The following is a 20,972-nucleotide window of genomic DNA, read 5'->3' as shown; positions in this document are numbered from 1 at the left end:
TGTCGAAAATTCGGCGGGTTGGCGCCGATTCTGCGTCCATGGACGTCCGCCTTACGGATGCTCGCAGTTCGCGTTGAGCCAGTCGATCGCGCCGGCCCAGGTCGGATCCTCGCCAAGGGCCGCGGCGCCTGTTTGCTGGTCGGGGTCGATACCGTCTGGATAGGTGAGCCCAGTGCGGTCCGCCATGCGGGCTTCCGTCAGCACGATAACTGCGCCGTCGGACATCGTCTTTAACGTGTTCCCGGTCGCGAAACCCGCGGTCGTCGTTTCTCCGAAAGTGCGCACGCCCGATTGACCCCGGAATGCCAGGAGTGTCGACTCGCCTGCGCTGGCGGTTTCAGGACCCTGCAGGACGGCGATGTTCCGACCGGCTTGCGATGAGCCGGTCACGGGTGACGTGGCAAGCGTTTCGGTTGATCCGTCCGATTCGTATGTTACGGCGGAGCCATCTATGCGCACGACTTCCGACTTGCCATTCCGGCGGATGAACGACAACACGGTGCCCTGGGAGAGCAATGGCGTCACAGCCCCGAGCATGGGGAAGGAATTGCCGCCCCCATTGCCGCGCAGGTCCACGATCCACCCGCACCGTGCCCGCGTTTCTGCGTCTGAAATCCCCCGCGCACCAGCGTCGATGTAGGACTGGCCTTCTCTCGTGTCGCTGCTACTGAACCAGGGAACATCGATGGCAGCGATGCTACCCGTGGCAAAGCTGACGACTGGCCGGTTCTCGCCCGTCGGCGGCAACTGGACCGAGCCCAACTGGCCTGGGGGCAGGACGAAGCGACTATGCGCTCTTCCTCCGGCGGCCGACACTGCCCGCATCAGTGGACTGTGGGTTTCCGCGATGGTCTCTGCGGAGGACGCGCTCACCGATGCGAGAGCTCGAGCTTCTTTCCACTTCCTGCGAGTGGCGTAGAGGCCGTTTTCATCCATGAAGTCGAGGGCAGACTCCACGTATTCGCGCACCGCGGGATTTCCCGAAGGCGGAGGTTTGCCTGGCACGGCCGGCACGCAACCTGTCACAGGAACAGTCAGGCCGAAGGCCAGTGCGACTAGAACGAGAGAGCGGAGACCAGAGCATCTACTGGCAGCCATGGCACGTCTCCCCAATATAAAGCCCGCTCGCCATGGAGCGACTTGTCCTGTTCTGCCGCAAGCATAGGGGGCACCTACTTGCGCCGCGTCCTAAAACACCTCGACTCGGCTACCCGCTGACCGTTCCCCACTAGGAGCCTCTGGCGGGGGTGCTCCCAGGTCACCGCGAGCGGAACACGATTCGCGGAAATCAAGCTCTCGACAGCCCCCATCCTCCGGCGTCGGTTTCACCGGGCTTCGCATCGCCCGCACCGCAGCAATCGGCGCAGGGCTTTATTATGTTTGGCCGTCGTGCGCTCGGCCACCGCACCACCGCCGTCTAGAAGTCAGTCACTTTCTTGGCATGCCACGCACACCTTGCGGGAATACGATCTTTCTATCGGGCTTCCCGTCACGTCGGCAGCCCGCGACGCACCGCCTCACAGCAGCGTCGAAGCATCGCTGCACCACAGATTGACGCTGCTGCGATGCGGCGGCTGATCGTAAAATTGTGACCCCGACGACACCGTTTCTCATCCAGCTAAAGCACACAGGGAGCATCAATGGGCACTGACGACCAGACCAACACATGCAGTTTCCACATGAGCGGTGCGCTGCCAGCAGGTGGCGACCACCTCGGTGGCACCTTCGGTCAGTCGCCGACCCTGGACAGTTGGTACCCGCAGCGTCTCCGGGTTGAGCTTCTCCACCGGAATGGCGTAGACGCCGACCCGCTCGGCGCGGACTTCGACTACGCGGCGGCTTTCGCCACGATCGACCTCACGACGCTCAAGTCGGACATCAAGCGACTGCTCACCACATCGGTCGACTGGTGGCCGGCGGACTACGGCAACTACGGTCCACAGATGATCCGAATGGCGTGGCATGCCGCCGGCACGTACCGAATTGCCGACGGCCGTGGCGGAGCGGGCACCGCGATGCAGCGGTTCGCACCAATCGGAAGCTGGTGGGACAACGGCAACACCGACAAATCACGACGACTCCTACAGCCGATCAAGCACCAGTACGGCAACGCTCTGTCGTGGGCCGACCTGATGGTCTTGACCGGCAACTGCTCCCTCGAGTTGATGGGCCTGCCGACGTACGGCTTCGGTGGTGGACGACTCGATGCGTGGGAACCGGACGACGGCACCTGGTGGGGCCCGGAGGTCTGGAACCCGCACGCGGTCGCGAGCCCTGACGAGATGGTGAGCCGCGACGAACGCTGGCATGGTCAGAACGGCGACGCGGACTACGACCTGCAGAGCCCCCTGGCCGCGTCGCACCAGGCGCTCATTTACGTCAACCCTGAGGGGCCCTATTCGAACGGCGACCCGCTGGGCTCAGCACGCGACATTCGCATCACGTTCACGCGGATGGCGATGAACGACGAGGAAACGGTGGCATTGATCGCCGGTGGCCACGCGTTCGGTAAGAGCCACGGCCAGGTACCCGCATCCGACATCGGACCGTCACCCGAGAAAGCCCCGATCGAGTCGATGGGGCTCGGTTGGCACAACCCGGTGGGTACCGGCAGTGCCGAGCACACTTCGACCAACGGCATCGAGGGCAGCTGGACTCCGAACCCGACACAGTGGGACAACACCTACCTCGAGAACCTGTTCGCGTACGACTACGAGCAGACGAAAAGCCCGGCCGGCGCGCTGCAGTGGACACCGACTGACCCGGAGGCGCCGAAGACTCCGGACGCCCACGTACCCGGTCAGATGAACCCGCTCATGATGATGACCTCGGACATCGCACTCAAGGTCGACCCGGAGTATCGGGCCATATGCGAGCGTTTCCTGGCCGACTTCGATCTGTTCACCCTCGCGTTCTCGAAGGCCTGGTACAAGCTCACGCACCGCGACATGGGGCCGAAGCACCGGTACCTCGGCCCGGAGGTCACCATCGCCGACGACCTGCTCTGGCAGGACCCGCTCCCGGACGCAGCAGGATCCTCACTCGACGAGGCCGACGTGGCAGCGCTCAAGGAAGCCGTCCTCGCGACCGGGCTGTCCGTGTCCGACCTCGTCTACACGGCGTTCTCCGCCGCCTCGACCTACCGCGACAGCGACAAGCGCGGAGGGGCGAACGGTGCCCGCCTGGCCTTGTCGCCGCAGAAAGACTGGGCGGTCAACCGACGCACCGTCCCAGTCATCGACGCGCTGCGGAACGTGCAGGCGGCTTTCACGGCGACGTCGGACGGACGGAAGGTATCTCTCGCCGACCTCATCGTCCTCGCCGGCAGCGCCGCCGTGGAGCAGGCGGCACGGGCAGCAGGATCTGACGCCAGCGTGCCGTTTACGCCAGGCCGTGTCGACACGACGCAGGAGTTGACCGACATCGAGATGTTCGAGTGGCTGCGACCCATTGCGGACGGGTTCCGCAACTTCGTGTCGGAGCGCTTCGAAGAGTTTGCTCCGGGCGTCGCGCCCGAGGCGGCATTCCTCGACAAGGCGAACCTGTTCACTCTCACCGCACCGGAGTGGACCGTCCTGCACGCCGGGCTCCGCGTGCTCGGCAGCAACTGGGACGGGTCCGACGTGGGTGTGCTCACGGATCACGTCGGAGCCCTGACGACCGACTTCCTCGTGAATCTGACCGACACCGACCTCATCTGGACGAAGGACGACGAGACCGCGATGACCTTCACTGGTCGGGTTCAGGCGACCGGCGAGGCTCGCTGGAGGGCATCCCGGAATGACCTGGTATTCGGCTCGAACGCGCAACTGAGGTCGATCGCCGACGCCTACGCGGGCAGCGACGGGCAAGAGCGGTTCGTCCGCGAATTCATCCGCGTCTGGTCGAAGGTCATGATGCTCGACCGCTACGACGTCAAGGGCCACAAGCGTTACGGGGCGATGGCCGCCTGACCCCGGAGGTCGCGTCCCGGCGAGCTGACGGCGTGGAGGCACGGCGCGGTCACGCGCTGAGCCTCCAAGCCGTCGAGGCCTTGACCGAACGACGCTTGAGGCCGCGAGCCGAACGTTGCACGGATTGATCAGGCTGGGGACGGCCAAGGAACCTCCGCGGGCAGCACGTGGTCGACCACACTCGCACCTCGACGGCCTGCGAGGGTGGACGGGCCGCTATGCCCTGGAAGCCGTTGCCCCCACTCGTAGAGACGCCGGCCGGATTTGCTTTGGCCTCGAATCGCGAGAGGGTGCCGCTGATGTTCTCTGTGGCGGCTCGTAAGGCCTGAGCCTTCCGGGGTCATGTCCGCTGAGGAATGCGCGTGACCGGTAGAGGTTCGCCTAGCGACGCGTCTCCGCTCCCTGGCAGGATGAGCGAATGCGAATCGATCCTGATCCCAACTGCGCGGAATTCGGCATGCTCACGCAGTACCTCGATTATCAGCGTGAGACGTTGCTTTCGAAGACCGACGGCCTGACCCGTGAGCACCTGGCACAAAAGCACTCCCCGTCCGAACTCACCCTCGCGGGCCTGCTTTACCATCTGGCGCTGGTGGAAGAGGACTGGATGGAGGTCCGCTTTGCTGGCCTCCCTGATCGAGAGCCATGGGCCAGCGTCGACTGGGACGACGCCCCGAATTGGGAGTTCCGCACTGCCGCTCTTCTCGATCCTGTGCAGTTGCGGAGTCGCTACCGCGAAGCCTGTGATCGGAGCCGGGCAGTCGTGTCCAAATCGACAGGCTTGGATCAGCTGTCGGTCAAGGCGCTGGGCGATGGCCGCAACTTCTCGCTCCGATGGGTGCTGCTGCACCTTGTCGAGGAGACCGCCCGCCACGCCGGCCACGCCGATTTTCTGCGCGAAGCGATCGACGGCACGGTCGGTGAATAGCGAACCGAGACGTCAGAATCCTCGCCACAGGGAACGTCTTGGACCAGGCATCGACCATATTCATTCGGTGATCGGCCGTTGACCAGTCGCGTTGCGGGTTCCCAAACGCCACTCCCCCGATATTTCGGAACCTCGACGAATTAGCGCCGAATCTGTGCCCGTGGACGTCCGTCAACTGACACTCGTTGATGGTTTGGAAAAACTCGAAGGACAATAGGGCACGATTGCCACAGCTTATTGCCCGGGGTCGGGCGCGGCCTGTAGCTTTCGGAGATGACGACTGACCGCACAAAACCGACTCGGAAGCGCCGCCTGCCCTCTTGGGCCGTTGCGATAATGGGCGTTTACCTGGCGGCAGTCGGCGGGCTCGTTGCGTCGGTGTGCGTGATGCGCGCCTTTGACGTGAACGCGGGGACGGGGACGGGGACGGGCGCAGCCGAAGCGATGGTTCTAGTCATCGTTGTGTTGACGTTGCCGCTATCAACTCCGTATTACGTCGCAGGTTCACTGGGTTCATCGCAAGGATCGGGGCCAGAAGAATTGGCCGTCGGAGCACTGTCCCTGAACGCGGCGTTGTACTACCTGGGATTCTTCCTCTTGGCTGTGATTAATGTTGCCATCTTCAGATGGATAGTGATCAGCACTCGCCGCCGGCGAGCGGAAGCTCAGTCTGATTCCTGACCATCAATCGACGCGCTGGGGCACCCGGAGCCAGCGCGAGTCACGCCTCGTCGGACCTGGATGAGGTGCGTTCAATCGTCACTGGGTTGCGGCGGATCGGCCGGGCAAGGATCAGAACGCTGATGAGGGCAGCAGCGGCAATGGGTACCGCCAGAAGGTAACTGAGCTCCGGAATTAGCGTGGCGCCAGCAACCAGCGTGAGCCCACCAACAAGAGCCGCCGGAACAGCGACCAGGATGCAGGCCCACAGCGGCACGCGCATCAGTCGCGCCCACACCGCGGCGAGGAACAGGCCGAGTGAGCCGACGAGGATCAACAGGTTGCCGGTCCGGGCTTCTGCGAGTGCCTCGCCCGTTGCTGCGAAGTACACGGTCATGTAAGCACCACGGCCCAGAAGCAGAGTGCATGAAACGACGAGGGCCGACCACAGGACGAGGATCCCTGCCCAGGCCAGAACCGAGCCCACGCCGCGAGCCGACTCCGCCTCTTCACCGCTCTGCGTCATCATCACTTGAATTTGAAATTGGCGACGTCGGAGCTGCCGTCATCGAGCGCAAGAGTGAATGTTCGGCAGGTGCCTGCCCACGTGGACGCGGTCTTCCAGACGCACGTGTGGCAATGAGTTCGATCAATCGGGCCTCCGGTAGCTGTCACACGTATCGTACGGCGAGGTAGGACGGCACCGGCCCAATAACAGCGGTCTGCAGAGCTCAAACTTCACCCACGAGAACGCTCAGGTATTTTCCCTCAGTGGCGCGGAAAGGGAATCTGTATCTACAGAAGGTTCGCTGGGCGCTACCAGATGACCGGTTCCTCGCCCCGAGCCTGAGCAAGGGTGAATGTTCGTTCGTTCGGTTGGACCGGGTCGGTGCGTTCGACGATCAGCGCCCGACGCTCGGGTACGTAGAAGTCCTCATCGAAGGGTCGCAACCCGAACAGGGCCGTCATCTCCACGAGGTGTTCGTGAGTGAAACGGTCGAGTATTCGTTTCGCCGTCGGATCCCAGATGTTGCCGACGGGGAAGGGCGGGATTGGCTCCACGACTTCCCAGCGCCGGGTGTCCACGGCCCGCACCCCGAGAGAGTGGCCGATGACGTCGTTCTCGGCGGTGAGCGAGTACATCTCTATCTTCCGCGAACCGTAGAACCCGCTATGGGTCGTCCGGTCGTAGGTGTGCGGGATGTCGACCACCTTTACCGACTCGACTCCGGCCACGGCGAACCAGGCCATCGGAGATTGAGGGTCCTGTCCGCGCCAATCCGAAGCAAACATCGCCGTCCACTCCGGGTTCGCTGTCGCCATGAGCAGGTTGTGCCGGTGCTCGGCGCCCTCCAAGGGCAGCAGGTTGGTCAAGAGGTCATCCAGAGAATCCGCGCTGACTGGCCGGACCCGCAGCGGGTGGCCGTAGTGATTCAGGACGTGCGCGCCGCGGACACCAGTGAGCAGTATCTCGACGCACCGCTCCACCGGGGCGTTCACGAACAGGATGCAGCCGGTCACAGGCAGCCACGCACCTCCGAGCAGCAGGGTGCGCTCGTACTCGGCCCACGATTGACGTCTCATGCGGCTGATCCTTGCACACGGCAACACGCAGGAACCGATCAGCTTGCGCGCGCCCTGCCCCACTACGGGGCCCCACCACCCGCCGCGCATCGACCCACAGCGCGAGGTCAACCAGCAGGTGCCTGACTCCCCCACGAGCGACTCCCGGGCGAACCTTCAGCGGCTTCCTCAGGGTGCGGCGTTTGAGTCAGCCTGACTCCGCCGCCTCAGCCGGAGAGCGAGGGGGCGCAGAGTTCACGCGGCCCAGCGGCCTGGCAAGGATCAGACCGCTGATGAGGCCGGCGACGGCCATCGGAAACGTAACCAAAGCGGCGAGGTGGGGCAAAAGAGAGTTGTCAATTGCAAGCGTCAGACCGCCAACCAGAACGGCGGGGCTAGCTACGAGGATGCAGGCCCAGATTGGAGTGAGCATCATCCGAGCCCAGCCAGCGGCAACGACTAGCGCCGCCGAGCCGGCATAGATCTGGAGCTTCCCCACACGGGCGAGTTCCAGAGCCTCTTCGGTCGGCTCGAAGTAGCCGGCCTTTCTCAGGCCCGTGTACATCACGGTGATTCCCACTGCGATGAGCGCAGACCAGACCACAAGGAGCCCCAGCCACAAGACTCGTCGGCCCTCGCCTGTTGCCGGCATCACGTCTCCTCTGCTCGTTGATTCGACGTTATCGTGTCAGCCCCCGGATCTCGGCCCCACTCCTGGACGGAAATAGTGGATGTTCGAAGGCGCCCAGTACTCGGAGGCAGCACAAGAGTGCGTCCCGGTGAACGTTCCCAAGCGAAACGGCAGGCGGTGATGCCTGACTCGCGCACCCAGGTCAGACACCACAACTCTGGAGGTCGGCTCGAAGAAGCGACATTCAGTAATCCGCACAGTCTCAGCGTTCTTGTGCGTATGCTGAGCCCATGAACGTAGCGCTGCGATTTCTTCGCCCTCGACCGGGTACCGGTCGCATGGGCTTAGTCGCACGCGCTTAGGTCCAGCGACAGATCGGTCGGGGGTGGCTCCCCCATCCGATCTCATCAAAGGACCAGACCATGACGTCATATCTCTCCGCGACGGAACTCACCGACGCGCTCAACCTTCGAGACCTCTCCAACCCGGCCCAGGGCCACCACGCGATGCAAACGCTGCTCGACGACGTCGCATCCGCTCTCGCCGGCCACTGGGGCATCTCGGCCGAGACCATCCGGCACAGTCCACTCGTGGCTGTCGTCGACAACTACGACAAGCTGGGCTTCGACCCAGCGTCGGTCACCAGGGATCAGCGGTACTCGCGCTATGTGAGTCCCACGGTGATGCTTCGCAGCCACACCTCGGCGTCGATTCCCACCCTGCTGCACGAGTTGTCGACGCAGGCCAGCTACGACCGGCTGCTGGTGCTGCCCGGTCTGGTCTATCGCCGCGACGCCATCGACCGCACTCACGTCGGGGCCCCGCACCAGGTCGATCTGTGGCGGGTGAGTTCTACCACGATGCTCACAGCCGCGGACCTGCAGACGATGATCGGAACCCTGGTGGAGGCCGTCCTGCCTGGTGCGGAGTGGCGCGCTGTTCCCGCAGTGCATCCCTACACGGTCCACGGCTGTCAGGTCGATGTGTTGGTGGGTGCTGAGTGGCTCGAGCTCGCCGAGTGCGGATTGATCGCACCGCACATCCTCACTACGGCAGGCCTGGACCCCAATGCTTGGTCGGGACTTGCTCTCGGCATGGGTCTCGACCGGGCATTGATGCTGAGAAAAGGCATCCCCGACATTCATCTCTTGCGGGCGGAGGATCCACGGATCGGCCAGCAAATGCTCAACCTCTCACCCTGGCAGGCCGTTTCGGTCATGCCGCCGATCCGCCGCGACATCTCGATCGTCGTCGACGTGGATGCCGACGCCGAAACCCTCGGCGATCGAGCCAGAGCGGCATTGGGTGATCGCATAGACGACCTCGAATCGGTAGAAGTCCTGGACGTGACCGCGCACGCGGATCTCCCCCGCGGCGCGCAGGACAGGCTGAGACTTCGGCCGGATCAGGCGAACGCACTCGTCCGCCTGACGCTTCGGCCCCTCTCCAAGACGCTCACCGACCCCGAAGCAAACACCATCCGCGACGACATCTACAAGGCATTGCACGAAGGCCCCGTTCTGGAACTGATTGGATAAACCGCTCGAGGGGCTCTGTTGCGCGGAGACCAACTGCGCGCAACAGAGACTCGGTCGCGCTAGCCATCCCTTGCTGCCGCGCTAACGGTTCGCCGATCGGACACGAATTTCCCCGCGCCAACTTGCACTGTTTGGATAGCACAATCTTGTGCTACCTTTACAGCACAATGCTCGCGATACCCGCGAGGGATTCGATCTTCTGGGGGCCTCGATGAACTTCCTCTTTCTCTTCGTGCACGCCGTTCAAGACCTGCTACCTCTGGAAGTGGCCATCACCTTCGGCCTGGTCCTCTTCGCCCTGTCGTGGGTTCGTCCCCGGCGGATGGTTTCACTCCCCCAGACCAGGTTGCGCACGGCCACTCTCACCTGGGCGGGAGTGGCGGGTTCCTTGCTCGTGGTTGTCGTCGCGACGGCGGTCAGCGCGATCGCCGTGTCGACGTCTGACGTTTCCGGGTATGACGGCTGGTGGCGACGGCCGGCCCCGCTATTCGCGGCGACACTGGTGGTGGCTGCGGCGGCCGTAGCCCTTCGACGGATCCCTCTTCCCGCACCGGGTGAGCGTTCAATTGTTCCGCGCCGCCCGTGGCATGCGTTCGCGTCTCGCACCTTGCTCTGGATCTCCGGAATCACCGCGACATTGCTCGCGCTGACTGCGGTGTGGCAGATTGCGATCGCCAGGACCGCGCCCGAAGACGGACCGTTCTTTGGGAACGTTCCCGACTACACTAACCTGCCGATCTACATGAGCTTCAACAGCGGGTACGGCTACCTGTCCGGGGCAGGATGGCCGAACCATCTCGCCACTCTCGTCGCGCTGGCACTGGCCTGCACCGTCTTTTTCGCCGTGCTTCACACGGACGCCAACCGGCCCGTGTTCGCCCGATCGACCGCCTCCAGCGTGCGCTCGGAACGAGAACTAACCGATCGACTGTTCACGTTCATCCTGCTCGGCGGACTCATCACAACGCTCGGAGCCGTGTGGATGCACACAGGGTCCTCCGGGCAAGCTCTGGTCGGCTTGGACGAGCAGTGGGTATCCGACAATCAGTCCTACCCGCGCATTCTCGTAGCCGGCGGCTACGACGCAATCGCCCGCCCCATGAACCTCCTGGGCTATGCCCTCCAGGCCGGCGGAGTCGCGTTCCTCCTCCGACTTGCAGTCGACACCGCCCGAGCCGCACTCGCAACACGACGCTCACGCATCGCAACACCGGAGCATGAAATCTCGACCAACGGACCACAGCGATGACCGGGACCACGCCAAGCTCTGCGGACGAAATCGATGCGCTCTTCCGCGGAGCGATCCGCTCCGGACAACTCGGTGACGGCGAACGCCTGCCAACCGTCCGACAAACCGCTCGAGATTTCAGCGTCGCACAGGCCACAGCCGCAAAGGCCTACAAGTCCTTGGAACGCGACGGACTCATCGTCACCCGCACCGCCGCCGGCACCCGCGTGGCCCCCGGGGCTTCCCGGGCGCCTCAGGCAGTGATCGAGCACGCCCGCGCGCTCGCGGAAGCAAGCGAAGGCGCACTCGTCTCCCTCGACGACACCATCGCAATCCTCCGCGCGGTCTGGCGAACAGATGCGACGCACCCGCCCGCATGACGTTCCCCTACCGAACAGCATCGGCGCGGCCGCTGTCCTTCACCCAGGTTACAGATTCGGGCGTTGTCGTCCGGGCCACCCGGTTGAATACGGCGAGGCCGAGCGGGGCGTGTCCGAGGGCTGCCGTATCGGTCATCATCGCGAGTTCGGCGCCCGTGATGACAGCGAGTTCGCCGGTGCGGCCTTGCGCGATCTTTGCCCCCCAACGCGACGCCGCCGGCAGCAATCGCACTTACGCTGCTCGGGGCAGGTGCTGGCGAGCGTAGCTGCCGTCAACGCGGCGATGGCGGGGCTCCTGGTCGGGCTGCTCCGTTCAGGCGTGTTGGTCAGCGACGGGTTCTGGTTGAACGGACCAGTCGGCGGGTGCATCGTCGGTGTCGGCGTCGGCGATCGCCTTGGTCTGGTGAACTTTGCCCGGCTTGTGGTGTTGCGGCGCGTAGACGGTATAGACCTGCATGGGCTCATCCCCGATGTTCGTCACGTTGTGCCAGCTGCCAGCTGGAACGATGACGCACCACCCATCGGTTACCTCCTCGTCGAAGGTCAGTTCGTTCTTGCTTGGTCCCATCTGGGCGCGGCCACGGCCGCGGTCGAGTCGAATGAACTGGTCGGTGTCAGGGTGCTTTTCTAGCCCGATGACCCCGTTGACCGGGATCGACATGAGGGTGACCTGCAGGTAGGTGCCACTCCAAGCCACGGTGCGGTAGTTCGGGTTCTTGAGGGTCTCGGTCTCCAGATCGAATGCTTGAGGACGGGGACCGGTGTCTTCGATGGTCATGATCTCATCGTAGCTTTGCCCGGATCGGATCATAAGGCTTCCCGCGGTTCGATCCTCCTGAGACCATGCTCACGGATCTGTCGCGCTGTCCGTCCGGCTTACGGGCGGCCCGCCTCAACCTGGACCAATCTAGTCGGGCCCGGTGGAGTCGTGCCTCTCGTTACACTGAGCGTGTCGCTCGAACGGGCCACACCACTATGCGCGGCCGGAGGTGCTGGCATGTTGCGCACTCCCCCCGTTGCGCTGCGATTTCCGCTCCAGGGCCGGTGGATCGCAGAGAACAGTCCGGCGAACCGTGTTCCCAGCCATGGCACCCATCTATTCGGCACGACATTCGCAATCGACTTCGTCGCCATCGACGAACGAGGCCATTCGGCAAAGCATGGATTGGCGCTCCGTATTAGCGACGGAGCCCCCCGTGGTCTTTGTCGGATTCGGCGCCCCGATCCTGGCGCCAGCATCGGGCACTGTCGTCGCCGCGGTCGACGGCGAGCTGGATCACGAGGCCCGGCGCTCACAATTGGCGTTGATTCCTTACGCGCTCTCCCAGACTCGCCGAGTTCGAGAGGGCGTGCGCGCGATCGCGGGCAATCACGTGGTCATCGCGCTTGAGCCGGCCGGGCCTTTTGTGCTCATCGCTCATCTCCAGCGCGGATCGGTGAGCGCCGCAGTTGGATCAGTGGTCATGGTCGGCGAGAACATCGGATCATGCGGGAACTCGGGCAACAGCACGCAGCCTCACGTGCACGTGCAAGTCACGGACTCAACGAACTGGCCGACGGCGCGCGGCAGGCCCATCGTCTTTGAACGCCCTCAGGTCAACGGTGGCACCTGGCTCCCGAGGAACGGGGAGACCTTCACCGTCGCATGAATTGCAAAAGCACCCGGCCGAGGTCTCGCTTTTTTAATTGGGCGCTACCGGCTGCGCTTCCCAATCCACTGATGCCCAAGTGTCGCCGGCCGCTGCGTCCGGCGGCACGCTCACCAAGTGGTCGAACATCACCGACACGATCGCGGGCTCCATCCAGCCCACCTTCGACGCAATCGAGGGAACGTGGGACGTGCAGCGCGCCGCGCCACCGGAGTCCGCCTGCTGGACCAAGTCCGAGGACTTGAGTGGTACCCCGCACTGGGCGAAAAGGTCAGACGGCTACGAAGTTGCCTTTTCCGCAAAGAACTCCTGGTTCGATATGGACGAGGACCCGTGGACTACCGCTGAACGCTACGCGCGGGTCTGGACGTCAACCTTCCCTGCCACCAGCTTCGACCCGGATTACGACTTGTTCGCCTACGGGGCCCAGATCGCTGGACTGGTTGACAGCGACCAACTGCGAGTGACGGGTGGGTTCGACGGCGACAACTGGATATACCTCGTAGAGGTGTCTTGCGACACCCCCGGGTTCCGGGCTCCAGCGCCGGGGGTATCGATCGAGCCCTTCGCGCACCCGTAGACAGCAGCGTCAGGTCAGAACGTGAATGGCAACGGATCCTCGAACGCACCGCCACCACTGTCCAATTGACCGTTCCTCTGATGCCGACTCCGCCAGCGCATTCCCCGAAACGATCGGTCTCGAGCGAACGAGTCAGCACGTCAACAGCGCCACCTTGCTGGAAAGACAGGCTTAGCGTGACTGGGCGTATCTTCGGACCAAAGGAGCATCGTGACAAAGGATGCCTCAGCCCTGGGAACTCCTGCAGACGCATTGAACCTAACAGGCAAGGACTCAGATGTTGACACACACGGCGACCGGTTGGCTCATCAACTGTGGTGGAACCTTCGCTCTGATCCCTCGATTCACGCACGATCGACCGCCCACCGATGCCTCAGAGCCCGAGATCCACACCTTCGGCATCCCCCTCGTTCTCATCCCAGGAGTCACCGGTCAACAGCCGGACTCGTGGGTATCAGTTTCAGGCGGCTGGGACGGGACGAAGTTCACCGTCGACGCATTCGGCGCCCCCGAGTTCGATGACGGCTTCACGGTCGAACCGGCCAACACCGCACCGGGCGATCGGACACCACCGCGATACGACGAACACTCACGCGCAGTCGAAGGAGCCTTGCTTGCCAGCGGTGCGATCGTCAGTCGCCGCTATCTGAGCGCCCCCGACAAAACCTGGAGAGTAGTCATCTCCGCACCGGACCCCGATGCAGTACGGGAGTCTCTCACCGAGCTACACGGCGATCTCCTCACCCTGGTTCAGTCGAGATGGACCCAACAGCAGTACCGCGATGCCGGCGAACACCTCGCCCACCAGGTCGAGCTCTGGGCGCTGTCAACACTCATCGACCAAATCAACGACGACGGTGTCGACCACATCATTGCGACACCACGGGCGATCACGGCAGAGATCGAAGCGTGGCACCGCGACCTCCCACCAGGACTCGTCACTCTCAAACCGATGATCCGCCCCATCTAGCACGACCCAGCACCAGACCCGCCCGCAAAGGGTTCCGTCAACAAGGCAGTCTGTCGCGTTCAGCACCGGCTATGGCCGCGGCGTGAACTAGTGGTTCTTGACGAGGATGTTCTCGCCTACTTTCGTCCAGCCGTCTCGATTCAGAGTGCCATCCTTCACGATCATGACTTCAAAGCTTGCCGACTTCATTGTCGTCATATCTGAGCCGCACGCGCCTTGAAAATCCGTGGCCCCTCTGTACGCGAGCAGGCAGACAGGGAGGTCAGTTCCCTGCGCCAGATACAGCCGTGTCTTGTCAAGGGAACGCACAAATCGCACGCTGTCAAGGTCGAACCCGTCCAATGCATGCAAAGGAAGGTCGCTCGGAATAGCGTCCTCTGCGCTGGGCTCTCTCATGAGGTCGGAGTAGCCACCGGCAGCTGAACAGCCCATCAGGCTCAGGGCGGCAGCGGCCACCGCGACCATCTTCGCGCACGTGAACTTGTCCGCCACATTTCCCCCAGGTTCAGGCCAACGTATCGACTACGAAATCGGCCCGCAAGAGTTTCGTTTCGCGGTCCGTGGGTGCACGCAGCCCTAGACCGTTTCGCTAGGACTTTCCCGGTGTCTCTCTGCATCCAGAAGGACTCGCCGACGGCTGCTCCCTGGACCAGCACCAAGCCAGCCGCGAAAACGGAAGCAGCTGAAGTGGCGAGCATAGCGGTCAACACCACATCGGGTTTCAAGGTCATTGCCTGTCCGGTCATGGACGTGAATTCGCACTGCAGCCCCAGCGGGATCAACGTGATCCGGCCAACGATCGGCTGTCCGGGGTCTACGCTTTCGCGAGACGCCGGGAGTGCGTCCACAAGGCACGAATAGCTTGGATCTCGGACCGCGTAAATCGCCGCAGCTGGCGGCAATGCCATGAAGATGGCCAGCCCACACAACGCGGTAGCCACCCATCCCCTCGTTCCCATTTGGCCATGCAACCACATTCCCTTGCGCACGCCGGGACTTTCTCCTCAAGTCGCGGGAAGTGACCGCACAGGGTTCGTCTCATGGGCCCCGTTTCGAACTCTCCCAGTGGCCCCTATCGGTATGTCGTGTAATCGTGAGAGATATGACCATTGAGCGCATCCGCCCTGAGGGGCTTGTCCACAGTCAGGCTTTCAGTCACGTCGCCATCGTGCCGGCCGGCGCAACCACGATCTACGTTGGCGGTCAAAATTCCGTCGCCGCAGACGGCTCACTCATCGGTGAAGGCGATGTTGCGGTGCAGTCCATTCGCGCCCTAGAAAACGTCAAGATTGCGCTGGCCGCAGCTCATGCAACTATAGAAGATGTAGTGCAGTGGACGGTGCTGTTCGTCGACGGTGTTGACCTTGCCACGGCGTATCAAGCCATCGGGTCCGCACTCGCTTCGGATACTCCAGCTCTAGTCATGGGGGCCCGAGTTGCCGGACTCGGTGTTTCAGGAGCTCTTGTCGAGATCGCCGCCATCGCCGCCGTCGTTCGCCATTGACCGCTAACCTGGCCTGGCGTTCGAAATCAAGGTTGGCGGTAAGAACTAGTTAAGCGCCAGGTCCGGCGAGTCGGATTTGTCCCGGTCAGGGTTTCCTTCTGACACTCCCCAGGTGGGGCCACTACTTCTTCGATAGGAGCTTCGCACCGTCCGACCGCAGCTCCCCCGCAGGTGAGACATGGCGGTACAAGGTCTGCCGGGTGATCCCGAGCTCCTTGCAGAGGTCGCCAACCTTCGTTTCCTTCTGCCCCATCGCGGCCATGGCCAGGCGGACCTTGGCCGGCGTCATCTTGAACGGCCGCCCGCCCGTCCTCCCCCGTGCTCGAGCTGCGGCAAGCCCGGCGATTGTGCGCTCAGAGATGAGCGCCCGCTCGAACTCGGAGAGAGCAGCAAAGATTCCGAAGACGAGCTTCCCAGGTGCCGTCGTGGTGTCGATCGTTGCGCCCTCTCCGGTGAGCACCTTGAGGCCGATGCCACGGTCGGTGAGGTCATGCACCGTATTGACCAGATGCCGCAGGTCTCGACCGAGCCGGTCCAGCTTCCAAACCAGGAGCGTGTCACCATGACGCAGCGCCTTCAGGCAAGCCGCCAGGTGTGGCCGGTCGTCCTTCTTGCCGGATGCCATGTCCTCGTAGAGATCCCCTGCAGCGACGCCGGCGGCCAGGAGTGCGACTCGTTGTAGATCAGTGCTCTGCGAACCATCAGCTTTTGACACGCGCATGTATCCGACGAGCATGCTCGACCCCTGTCATTTAAACGTTCGATTGCGCGACAGAGGCGGCTCACCCTCGAGGAAGACAGAAACTGTCACACAACCCGTCATCCAGCCTCCGTATCGCAAACAACGCAGAAATAGTCCAAAGTGACGGCTACAGGAGGGCCACCCATGTCACATTCCGAACCCGGTTTTGTGCGATCGCTTGATGACCCATTGAGCTGAGCTCGCAGACTCCACAGCGGCCCGAGTGTCTCGTATCCTGTGGGGTTTCGCGACGGTCATTCGGCCAGCGCGGCAGTTCGTCGCCGAGCCGATCCGGAATGGCGGGCGGCTCTTGCCACCGATGATGGGTCCTGGCGGTGGAGAAGTTGGAGGCTCGAACTAAATGTTGGTCCCACCGACGTTGTGAGCGCGATCGGGGGGGACAACACCTAGCCCTCGGTAGGGGCTGGTCTACTAGATGCTGCGGTGGTCGCGTACCGCAAGTTCAAGGGCCTCGAGGCCGGGCGCGAGGGCGGCATCCACCGCCATCGGATCGGTGATATTAAGTTGCTGCATCTCGCGACGACTCTCCGGTGCGGTGTTGATTTCATGTTCGCCAGCCTCGAGCGCAGCGATGAGGTCGGTGATGACGTCCTCGAGCGGTCGACGTCCCCACCCGAGCTCGGCACCGGCGGTCTGTGAGGTCATCATCGCCGTGTCGGTCGCGCCGGGATAGACGGTTGCCACATGCACACCCGTTCCGATCAACTCTCGGCGAAGCGACTCGCCAAACTGCGAAATACCCGATTTCGTTGCAGCATAGATCGAGTAGAACGGCATGCCGACGAGCGCAATCCCGCTTGAGATGTTCACAAGGATGCTGCCGCGTTCTTTCCCGCTGTGCCGAAGCGCGGGAAGCAGGGTCTTGGTCAACAGAATCGGAGCAGTGAGATTCAGATCGATCATCGAGTGGACATCCGCATCGCTTGTCAATTCGAGCCTGCCCGCGCGCACATTTCCGGCGTTATTGACGAGAAGATCAACGATGCTCCACGACGAGACCAAGTCTGCGATCCGCTCAACAGCGCCGGGCTGAGTTAGGTCTTCAACCAGGACCTCAGTGGTTCCGCCTTTGGCGGCCACGAGCCGCGCAGTTTCTGCGAGAGTGTCCAACTGCCGACCGACGAGCAGCAGATGACCCCCACGGCGACCAAATTCGAGGGCGAGTGCCCGACCAATGCCCTGCCCCGCGCCCGTGATGATTCCGTGCCTTTTGGTGAGGTCCAAATTACTGAGATCCATGGACTGGCTACTTTCCGTTGATTGTGACTGGCTGACGGCAGCGGGTATCTCCGACTACTCTCAGACGTACTTCCACCACAACCGGACACCACCGTCTTTTATTCACGATCCAGCGACCGCTTATCCCAATGTCACCGGGGCAACCTGCAGAGTCTCGTTGCTGATCTGACCGAGGCAACCGATAGACAGCCATTGCTCCGGCGGCCGCGTCTTTGGTTGGGGGTCTGACCAGTAATGGAACAGTATTGAGGCAACGTCCGCGATGCTCGGCCGCAGCCCCACCGTTTCATATCCATGGAAGTTGAGACGCTACGCACAGTTAGGAATAGTGTTTCTTTGAACACGAAAAGATAGCATTTGCTACATGTATCAAAAGAATCATCACGGGCATAGAAACGATACGTTAAATCGATGACGAAGAGAAACGGCATCGAGCCGGCCGCGGAACACTATGCCTTCGGCTACCGGCGAGTGTCGAGCGTGAAACAGTCGTACGAACGGCAGACCAAGGCGCTGCATGATTTTGGGATTCCCGATGACCGGATCTACGAAGACAAGATCAGTGGCAAGTTCAAGACCCGTCCCGGACTTGATGCCCTGCTGAAAACAGCTCGGCGCGGCGACACCATCACGGTCTCTTCCCTCGATCGTCTCGGCCGTACGGTGCTGCACATCCTCCAAACGATCGAGGAGCTCGAACACCGTGGCATCTCCGTCCACTCATTGAAGCCCGGGGAACAGTTCGAGGGCGTCACCGGCAAGCTGGTGCGCAACATCATGGCGTCGATCGCGGAATGGGAACGCGAGAACATCAACGAACGCGCCGCCGAAGCCCGAGCAGCACGAGAAGCCAAGGGGCTCACAACGGGGCGTGCCAAGTCAGTTTTGATCCCCACGAAAATCGAGGCCGTCCGCACGTTGCGCGCCTCGGGTAAGACGATTGCCTACATTGTGACGAACCAGGCCATGAGCCGCGCCAGCGTGTACCGCGCACTCGCTGAAAGCCGTGACTAACGCCCCGGGCCCGGGAAACATTGAAGGGACGATTACGCGCGTCTAGTGGTCCGAACGGACTTCCTGCACGATGTTCCGGAAGCAAGTCCCACCCGTGTCCCGCCGAGGGATGGTCAGTCGGGATTGAGGAGGATGGCGACGCCGAGGTCGCGGCGGCCTTCGGTCTGCTCGGCGAGCACGGCGGCCCGATGATGGACTCGGTCCCGTGCATTCTCAACGGCGGGTGAAGATCTGTTCTACCGTCGCTATTCCCGCGGTAACGTCGCTCTCTGGCGTACTGGTCAAGATGAGCTTGTCACTCTCGCATCCCATTTCGGCGGTGGTGTCCGGCGTAGGAGTGAAGTCCTGCTCGTCAGTCGTTGTTTCGCCGCCTTTCGCGACCGTTGTCGTTCCGGAGCCCTTCGTCCAGACGACCTCCCCGTAATTCAGTTCGGAGCCGTGGACGCTGTATCGTTGCTCCGCGGATCCTTTGATGCTCTGGTCAACGGTTGCTTCGACACCTTCCACGACAGTCTTCACCGAACTGGACACATCGACCTGGACTATTACAGTGTCGTCATCAAAAATGATCGTGTGGTTTCCGGTCGTCGTATCCGCGGTGGAGTTCGCTTCCGCTGACGCGACAAAGTCAAGGTCCCACGTTCCCAAGAGGCAGGACCTACCGCCTGTGGATTGACTACCGTTCGATGTGCACCCTGTCACCGAACCACCGATCAGGCCCATCGCTGCGATGGCCATGGCAAGCCTGATCAAGCGGGGTCGGGGGCCTATTACGCGTTGTGCGCGTGTGCGGTGAGCTTGCGCGCTGAGCTTTTCGTTCCCTCTAAACATCACTGCGTGTCCGGGGGCTATCAACAAGAGATCATCTTGATGTAGCTGTTGCCAACGTTCACGTAAATGATCCAACTCGTCGATCCGTACGGTGTTACAACCTTGCACGTGCCGTCGACAAAGAAGTAGTCCGGCTTGAGTTTTATCGAAACGGATGAGCAGTTGTAGTAGGTCAGCGTGAAGTAGTTGTCGTCGCCGTAGGTGACGTTTTCACCGCACCTGAGAGCGGCCGTAGTGACGTCAGTTGTCACCTCGGTGACCGCGGCATCGAGGTTATCGTTGGTCGCGGACTGGTCCTGGACCAACTCAACTGTTATGGTCACAGCCTCGCCGGGCACTACTTCAATGGATTGTGTCGCGCTCGGCACAGACGCGGCCGGCTCCTCCGCCATCGCCGCGGTCCCGCCAACCACTGCCAAAGCCGCTGCCAGCACGCCGCCGATCGCTAAGTTCGCTACTCCCCGTGCAACTCTCATAATTTGGCTCCCCCCATTTTGATGGTCTCAACGGCGCCGAAGAATCGTTATGCGTGATTTTTGAGTTTTCTCAGACGCTTCGCCTTCTTGCGAGCCGCATTGTCACAGGGCGATAATGAGCCGAGAACAAAACTGCGGCACAAACCGCTTCCTGGTCTAGATCGTAGCGAATGTCAACTGCACCGTATGTAGGCTTTTCGGTGGACAGGCACGCGATGTACTCCTCGCCAAGAAGGGCTCGAACCAGGGGTCCCCCCCCCCCCCCCCGGGATGTGGTGTAGCGGACGGTGATCCCGCATTGGGACGTGCCCATAACGAGCTGTAGCCGCCAGCCAACGGCCGACGGCTACAGCTTGCAGAGCCTTAGATCAACTCGCAGTAACGGCCTTCATTGGTGTATCCGCTCCCACGGTCCCGCTGCCACCCGTTGGACCAGTTGGCGTTCTGGTTCACAGAGGCGGTAACGGAGCGAGATGTCCCGTTGACCCAAGTGCCCGAACCTCCCGTCGCCAGCTGAGTTCCTGCCGTGCAGGAGCTCAGGCTGGACTGACCGAGTCGGATGAACGCCAAGGCGCTTCCGGACCCGGTGTATGTTGTTGAAGCTCGGATCTGACCCAGAACGGGGCGGTTCAGCGAGAGTTGTTAACGCCGACCCAAAACAGGGCCAATAGTGCCGATTGAAAACAGGGCCACTGTGTGTGTTTCTACTATGCCTACCGGGCGTCGGCTGGTGGCTTCTGAGCCGGTAGCTGGTGCCTTTGAGGCTGATCACGTCGGCGTGGTGGACGATGCGGTCGATCATCGCGGAGGCGACGGTCGGGTCGCCGAAGACCTCGCCCCAGAGCCCGAATGACAGGTTGCTCGTCATGATCAGCGACGCGTGTTCGTAGCGGCTCGCGATGAGCTGGAAGAACCGGTTCGCAGCGTCCTGATCGAACGGGATGTAGCCGACTTCATCGCAGATCAGGACGCTGTAGCGGCGCAGCCGGGTCAGCTCCGCGGCGAGTTTCCCGCGGGAATGGGCGTCCTGGAGGCGGGCGACCCAGCCCGTTGCGGTGTCGAAGA

At 62.5% G+C, this 20,972-nt stretch carries 24 protein-coding genes; 11 read left to right on the top strand and 13 right to left on the bottom strand.

From position 1 onward, the window contains the following. Nucleotides 1–51 precede the first annotated feature (51 nt). Complete coding sequence (locus tag E3N86_RS04500) at nucleotides 52–969, bottom strand: S41 family peptidase (protein ID WP_166785002.1); 918 nt, start codon at nucleotides 967–969, stop codon at nucleotides 52–54. Between the two features lie 710 nt (nucleotides 970–1,679). Here E3N86_RS04500 and katG point away from each other — a divergent pair. The 3 genes from katG to E3N86_RS04485 all read left to right on the top strand — a co-directional run bounded on the left by katG (nucleotide 1,680) and on the right by E3N86_RS04485 (nucleotide 5,562). Further along, a complete protein-coding gene (katG, locus tag E3N86_RS04495) occupies nucleotides 1,680–3,953 on the top strand; it encodes a catalase/peroxidase HPI (protein ID WP_198412872.1) in 2,274 nt (757 codons plus the stop codon). Nucleotides 3,954–4,371: 418 nt separating this feature from the next. Continuing rightward, nucleotides 4,372–4,881: a DinB family protein gene (locus E3N86_RS04490; protein WP_134374931.1), complete on the top strand. Its 510-nt coding sequence runs from the start codon at nucleotides 4,372–4,374 to the stop codon at nucleotides 4,879–4,881. 273 nt (nucleotides 4,882–5,154) lie between these two features. After that, nucleotides 5,155–5,562 carry a hypothetical protein gene (locus E3N86_RS04485; RefSeq protein WP_134511411.1) on the top strand — a complete coding sequence of 136 codons (408 nt, stop codon included), beginning with the start codon at nucleotides 5,155–5,157 and terminating at the stop codon, nucleotides 5,560–5,562. 40 nt (nucleotides 5,563–5,602) lie between these two features. Here the strand turns inward: E3N86_RS04485 and E3N86_RS04480 are convergent, their stop codons facing one another. From E3N86_RS04480 to E3N86_RS04470, 4 genes are all read right to left on the bottom strand, one after another. Then, a complete protein-coding gene (locus E3N86_RS04480; RefSeq protein WP_134401882.1) occupies nucleotides 5,603–5,938 on the bottom strand; it encodes a hypothetical protein in 336 nt (111 codons plus the stop codon). 131 nt (nucleotides 5,939–6,069) lie between these two features. Continuing rightward, complete coding sequence (locus tag E3N86_RS17775) at nucleotides 6,070–6,216, bottom strand: PxKF domain-containing protein (protein WP_194087076.1); 147 nt, start codon at nucleotides 6,214–6,216, stop codon at nucleotides 6,070–6,072. A 141-nt stretch (nucleotides 6,217–6,357) separates the two neighbouring features. Continuing rightward, entirely contained in the window at nucleotides 6,358–7,125 is a 768-nt protein-coding gene (locus tag E3N86_RS04475; protein WP_134374937.1) for a hypothetical protein, read from the bottom strand. A 187-nt stretch (nucleotides 7,126–7,312) separates the two neighbouring features. Then, nucleotides 7,313–7,756, bottom strand: a complete 444-nt coding sequence (locus E3N86_RS04470) for a hypothetical protein (RefSeq protein WP_134401880.1) — start codon at nucleotides 7,754–7,756, stop codon at nucleotides 7,313–7,315. A 401-nt stretch (nucleotides 7,757–8,157) separates the two neighbouring features. Here E3N86_RS04470 and E3N86_RS04465 point away from each other — a divergent pair, with 401 nt between their 5' ends. The 3 genes from E3N86_RS04465 (at nucleotide 8,158) to E3N86_RS04455 (ending at nucleotide 10,881) form a co-directional block, all read left to right on the top strand. Beyond that, complete coding sequence (locus tag E3N86_RS04465) at nucleotides 8,158–9,273, top strand: hypothetical protein (protein ID WP_134374941.1); 1,116 nt, start codon at nucleotides 8,158–8,160, stop codon at nucleotides 9,271–9,273. 211 nt (nucleotides 9,274–9,484) lie between these two features. Further along, complete coding sequence (locus E3N86_RS04460) at nucleotides 9,485–10,522, top strand: hypothetical protein (RefSeq protein WP_134511410.1); 1,038 nt, start codon at nucleotides 9,485–9,487, stop codon at nucleotides 10,520–10,522. After that, nucleotides 10,519–10,881, top strand: a complete 363-nt coding sequence (locus E3N86_RS04455) for a GntR family transcriptional regulator (protein ID WP_134374945.1) — start codon at nucleotides 10,519–10,521, stop codon at nucleotides 10,879–10,881. The genes E3N86_RS04460 and E3N86_RS04455 overlap by 4 nt, the downstream gene beginning before the upstream one ends. Before the next feature lie 7 nt (nucleotides 10,882–10,888). Here the strand turns inward: E3N86_RS04455 and E3N86_RS04450 are convergent, their stop codons facing one another. Next, the gene (locus E3N86_RS04450; RefSeq protein WP_134374947.1) at nucleotides 10,889–11,113 is read right to left on the bottom strand and encodes a hypothetical protein; all 225 of its coding nucleotides are present in this window, start codon (nucleotides 11,111–11,113) and stop codon (nucleotides 10,889–10,891) included. Nucleotides 11,114–11,194: 81 nt separating this feature from the next. Next, entirely contained in the window at nucleotides 11,195–11,659 is a 465-nt protein-coding gene (locus E3N86_RS04445) for a cupin domain-containing protein (RefSeq protein ID WP_134374949.1), read from the bottom strand. Between the two features lie 307 nt (nucleotides 11,660–11,966). Between E3N86_RS04445 and E3N86_RS04440 the strand changes: the two genes are divergently transcribed. From E3N86_RS04440 to E3N86_RS04430, 3 genes are all read left to right on the top strand, one after another. After that, the gene (locus tag E3N86_RS04440; RefSeq protein WP_241985942.1) at nucleotides 11,967–12,530 is read left to right on the top strand and encodes a M23 family metallopeptidase; all 564 of its coding nucleotides are present in this window, start codon (nucleotides 11,967–11,969) and stop codon (nucleotides 12,528–12,530) included. Nucleotides 12,531–12,609: 79 nt separating this feature from the next. Further along, complete coding sequence (locus E3N86_RS04435) at nucleotides 12,610–13,110, top strand: hypothetical protein (protein ID WP_134374951.1); 501 nt, start codon at nucleotides 12,610–12,612, stop codon at nucleotides 13,108–13,110. A 277-nt stretch (nucleotides 13,111–13,387) separates the two neighbouring features. Next, nucleotides 13,388–14,080 (top strand): hypothetical protein, encoded by a 693-nt coding sequence (locus tag E3N86_RS04430; protein WP_134511409.1) that lies wholly within the window; start codon nucleotides 13,388–13,390, stop codon nucleotides 14,078–14,080. Between the two features lie 87 nt (nucleotides 14,081–14,167). On the opposite strand, the gene E3N86_RS04425 is transcribed toward E3N86_RS04430, so the two are convergent. Beyond that, nucleotides 14,168–14,572, bottom strand: coding sequence for a hypothetical protein (locus E3N86_RS04425; protein WP_134419740.1), 405 nt, complete (start codon nucleotides 14,570–14,572; stop codon nucleotides 14,168–14,170). Between the two features lie 610 nt (nucleotides 14,573–15,182). On the opposite strand from E3N86_RS04425, the gene E3N86_RS04420 reads away from it, so the two are divergent. Beyond that, entirely contained in the window at nucleotides 15,183–15,584 is a 402-nt protein-coding gene (locus tag E3N86_RS04420) for a RidA family protein (protein WP_134374957.1), read from the top strand. A gap of 121 nt (nucleotides 15,585–15,705) precedes the next feature. Here the strand turns inward: E3N86_RS04420 and E3N86_RS04415 are convergent, their stop codons facing one another. After that, the gene (locus tag E3N86_RS04415) at nucleotides 15,706–16,320 is read right to left on the bottom strand and encodes a recombinase family protein (RefSeq protein ID WP_134374959.1); all 615 of its coding nucleotides are present in this window, start codon (nucleotides 16,318–16,320) and stop codon (nucleotides 15,706–15,708) included. A 438-nt stretch (nucleotides 16,321–16,758) separates the two neighbouring features. Then, complete coding sequence (locus tag E3N86_RS04410; protein WP_198412294.1) at nucleotides 16,759–17,586, bottom strand: SDR family oxidoreductase; 828 nt, start codon at nucleotides 17,584–17,586, stop codon at nucleotides 16,759–16,761. Nucleotides 17,587–17,997: 411 nt separating this feature from the next. Here E3N86_RS04410 and E3N86_RS04405 point away from each other — a divergent pair, with 411 nt between their 5' ends. Next, complete coding sequence (locus tag E3N86_RS04405) at nucleotides 17,998–18,600, top strand: recombinase family protein (RefSeq protein WP_134511408.1); 603 nt, start codon at nucleotides 17,998–18,000, stop codon at nucleotides 18,598–18,600. A 213-nt stretch (nucleotides 18,601–18,813) separates the two neighbouring features. On the opposite strand, the gene E3N86_RS04400 is transcribed toward E3N86_RS04405, so the two are convergent. The 3 genes from E3N86_RS04400 to E3N86_RS17770 all read right to left on the bottom strand — a co-directional run. Further along, nucleotides 18,814–19,338 (bottom strand): hypothetical protein, encoded by a 525-nt coding sequence (locus E3N86_RS04400; protein ID WP_134374963.1) that lies wholly within the window; start codon nucleotides 19,336–19,338, stop codon nucleotides 18,814–18,816. Nucleotides 19,339–19,451: 113 nt separating this feature from the next. Continuing rightward, nucleotides 19,452–19,907: a hypothetical protein gene (locus E3N86_RS04395; protein WP_134374965.1), complete on the bottom strand. Its 456-nt coding sequence runs from the start codon at nucleotides 19,905–19,907 to the stop codon at nucleotides 19,452–19,454. A 388-nt stretch (nucleotides 19,908–20,295) separates the two neighbouring features. Further along, a partial coding sequence (locus E3N86_RS17770) for an ATP-binding protein (protein ID WP_370295315.1) occupies nucleotides 20,296–20,972 on the bottom strand: 677 nt, incomplete at its 5' end.

Origin of the sequence: Cryobacterium sp. Hz7 (assembly GCF_004402815.1) — a bacterium.
Classification (GTDB): Bacteria; Actinomycetota; Actinomycetes; order Actinomycetales; family Microbacteriaceae; genus Cryobacterium; species Cryobacterium sandaracinum.
Note: the sequence above shows the minus strand (reverse complement) of the source record. Positions and strands in the feature narration are given on the sequence as shown.

What these genes read in the sequence shown, in the direction of transcription:
- E3N86_RS04430 (WP_134511409.1), top strand. Translation starts at nt 13,388, where the DNA reads ATGTTGACACACACGGCGACCGGTTGGCTCATCAACTGTGGTGGAACC.
- E3N86_RS04470 (WP_134401880.1), bottom strand. Translation starts at nt 7,756, where the DNA reads ATGCCGGCAACAGGCGAGGGCCGACGAGTCTTGTGGCTGGGGCTCCTT.
- E3N86_RS04410 (WP_198412294.1), bottom strand. Translation starts at nt 17,586, where the DNA reads ATGGATCTCAGTAATTTGGACCTCACCAAAAGGCACGGAATCATCACG.
- E3N86_RS04455 (WP_134374945.1), top strand. Translation starts at nt 10,519, where the DNA reads ATGACCGGGACCACGCCAAGCTCTGCGGACGAAATCGATGCGCTCTTC.
- E3N86_RS04415 (WP_134374959.1), bottom strand. Translation starts at nt 16,320, where the DNA reads ATGCTCGTCGGATACATGCGCGTGTCAAAAGCTGATGGTTCGCAGAGC.
- E3N86_RS04395 (WP_134374965.1), bottom strand. Translation starts at nt 19,907, where the DNA reads ATGAGAGTTGCACGGGGAGTAGCGAACTTAGCGATCGGCGGCGTGCTG.
- E3N86_RS04490 (WP_134374931.1), top strand. Translation starts at nt 4,372, where the DNA reads ATGCGAATCGATCCTGATCCCAACTGCGCGGAATTCGGCATGCTCACG.
- E3N86_RS04400 (WP_134374963.1), bottom strand. Translation starts at nt 19,338, where the DNA reads ATGGCCATCGCAGCGATGGGCCTGATCGGTGGTTCGGTGACAGGGTGC.
- E3N86_RS04460 (WP_134511410.1), top strand. Translation starts at nt 9,485, where the DNA reads ATGAACTTCCTCTTTCTCTTCGTGCACGCCGTTCAAGACCTGCTACCT.
- E3N86_RS04485 (WP_134511411.1), top strand. Translation starts at nt 5,155, where the DNA reads ATGACGACTGACCGCACAAAACCGACTCGGAAGCGCCGCCTGCCCTCT.
- E3N86_RS04445 (WP_134374949.1), bottom strand. Translation starts at nt 11,659, where the DNA reads ATGACCATCGAAGACACCGGTCCCCGTCCTCAAGCATTCGATCTGGAG.
- E3N86_RS04480 (WP_134401882.1), bottom strand. Translation starts at nt 5,938, where the DNA reads ATGACCGTGTACTTCGCAGCAACGGGCGAGGCACTCGCAGAAGCCCGG.
- E3N86_RS04420 (WP_134374957.1), top strand. Translation starts at nt 15,183, where the DNA reads ATGACCATTGAGCGCATCCGCCCTGAGGGGCTTGTCCACAGTCAGGCT.
- E3N86_RS04440 (WP_241985942.1), top strand. Translation starts at nt 11,967, where the DNA reads ATGGCACCCATCTATTCGGCACGACATTCGCAATCGACTTCGTCGCCA.
- E3N86_RS04475 (WP_134374937.1), bottom strand. Translation starts at nt 7,125, where the DNA reads ATGAGACGTCAATCGTGGGCCGAGTACGAGCGCACCCTGCTGCTCGGA.
- E3N86_RS04465 (WP_134374941.1), top strand. Translation starts at nt 8,158, where the DNA reads ATGACGTCATATCTCTCCGCGACGGAACTCACCGACGCGCTCAACCTT.
- E3N86_RS04405 (WP_134511408.1), top strand. Translation starts at nt 17,998, where the DNA reads ATGACGAAGAGAAACGGCATCGAGCCGGCCGCGGAACACTATGCCTTC.
- katG (WP_198412872.1), top strand. Translation starts at nt 1,680, where the DNA reads ATGAGCGGTGCGCTGCCAGCAGGTGGCGACCACCTCGGTGGCACCTTC.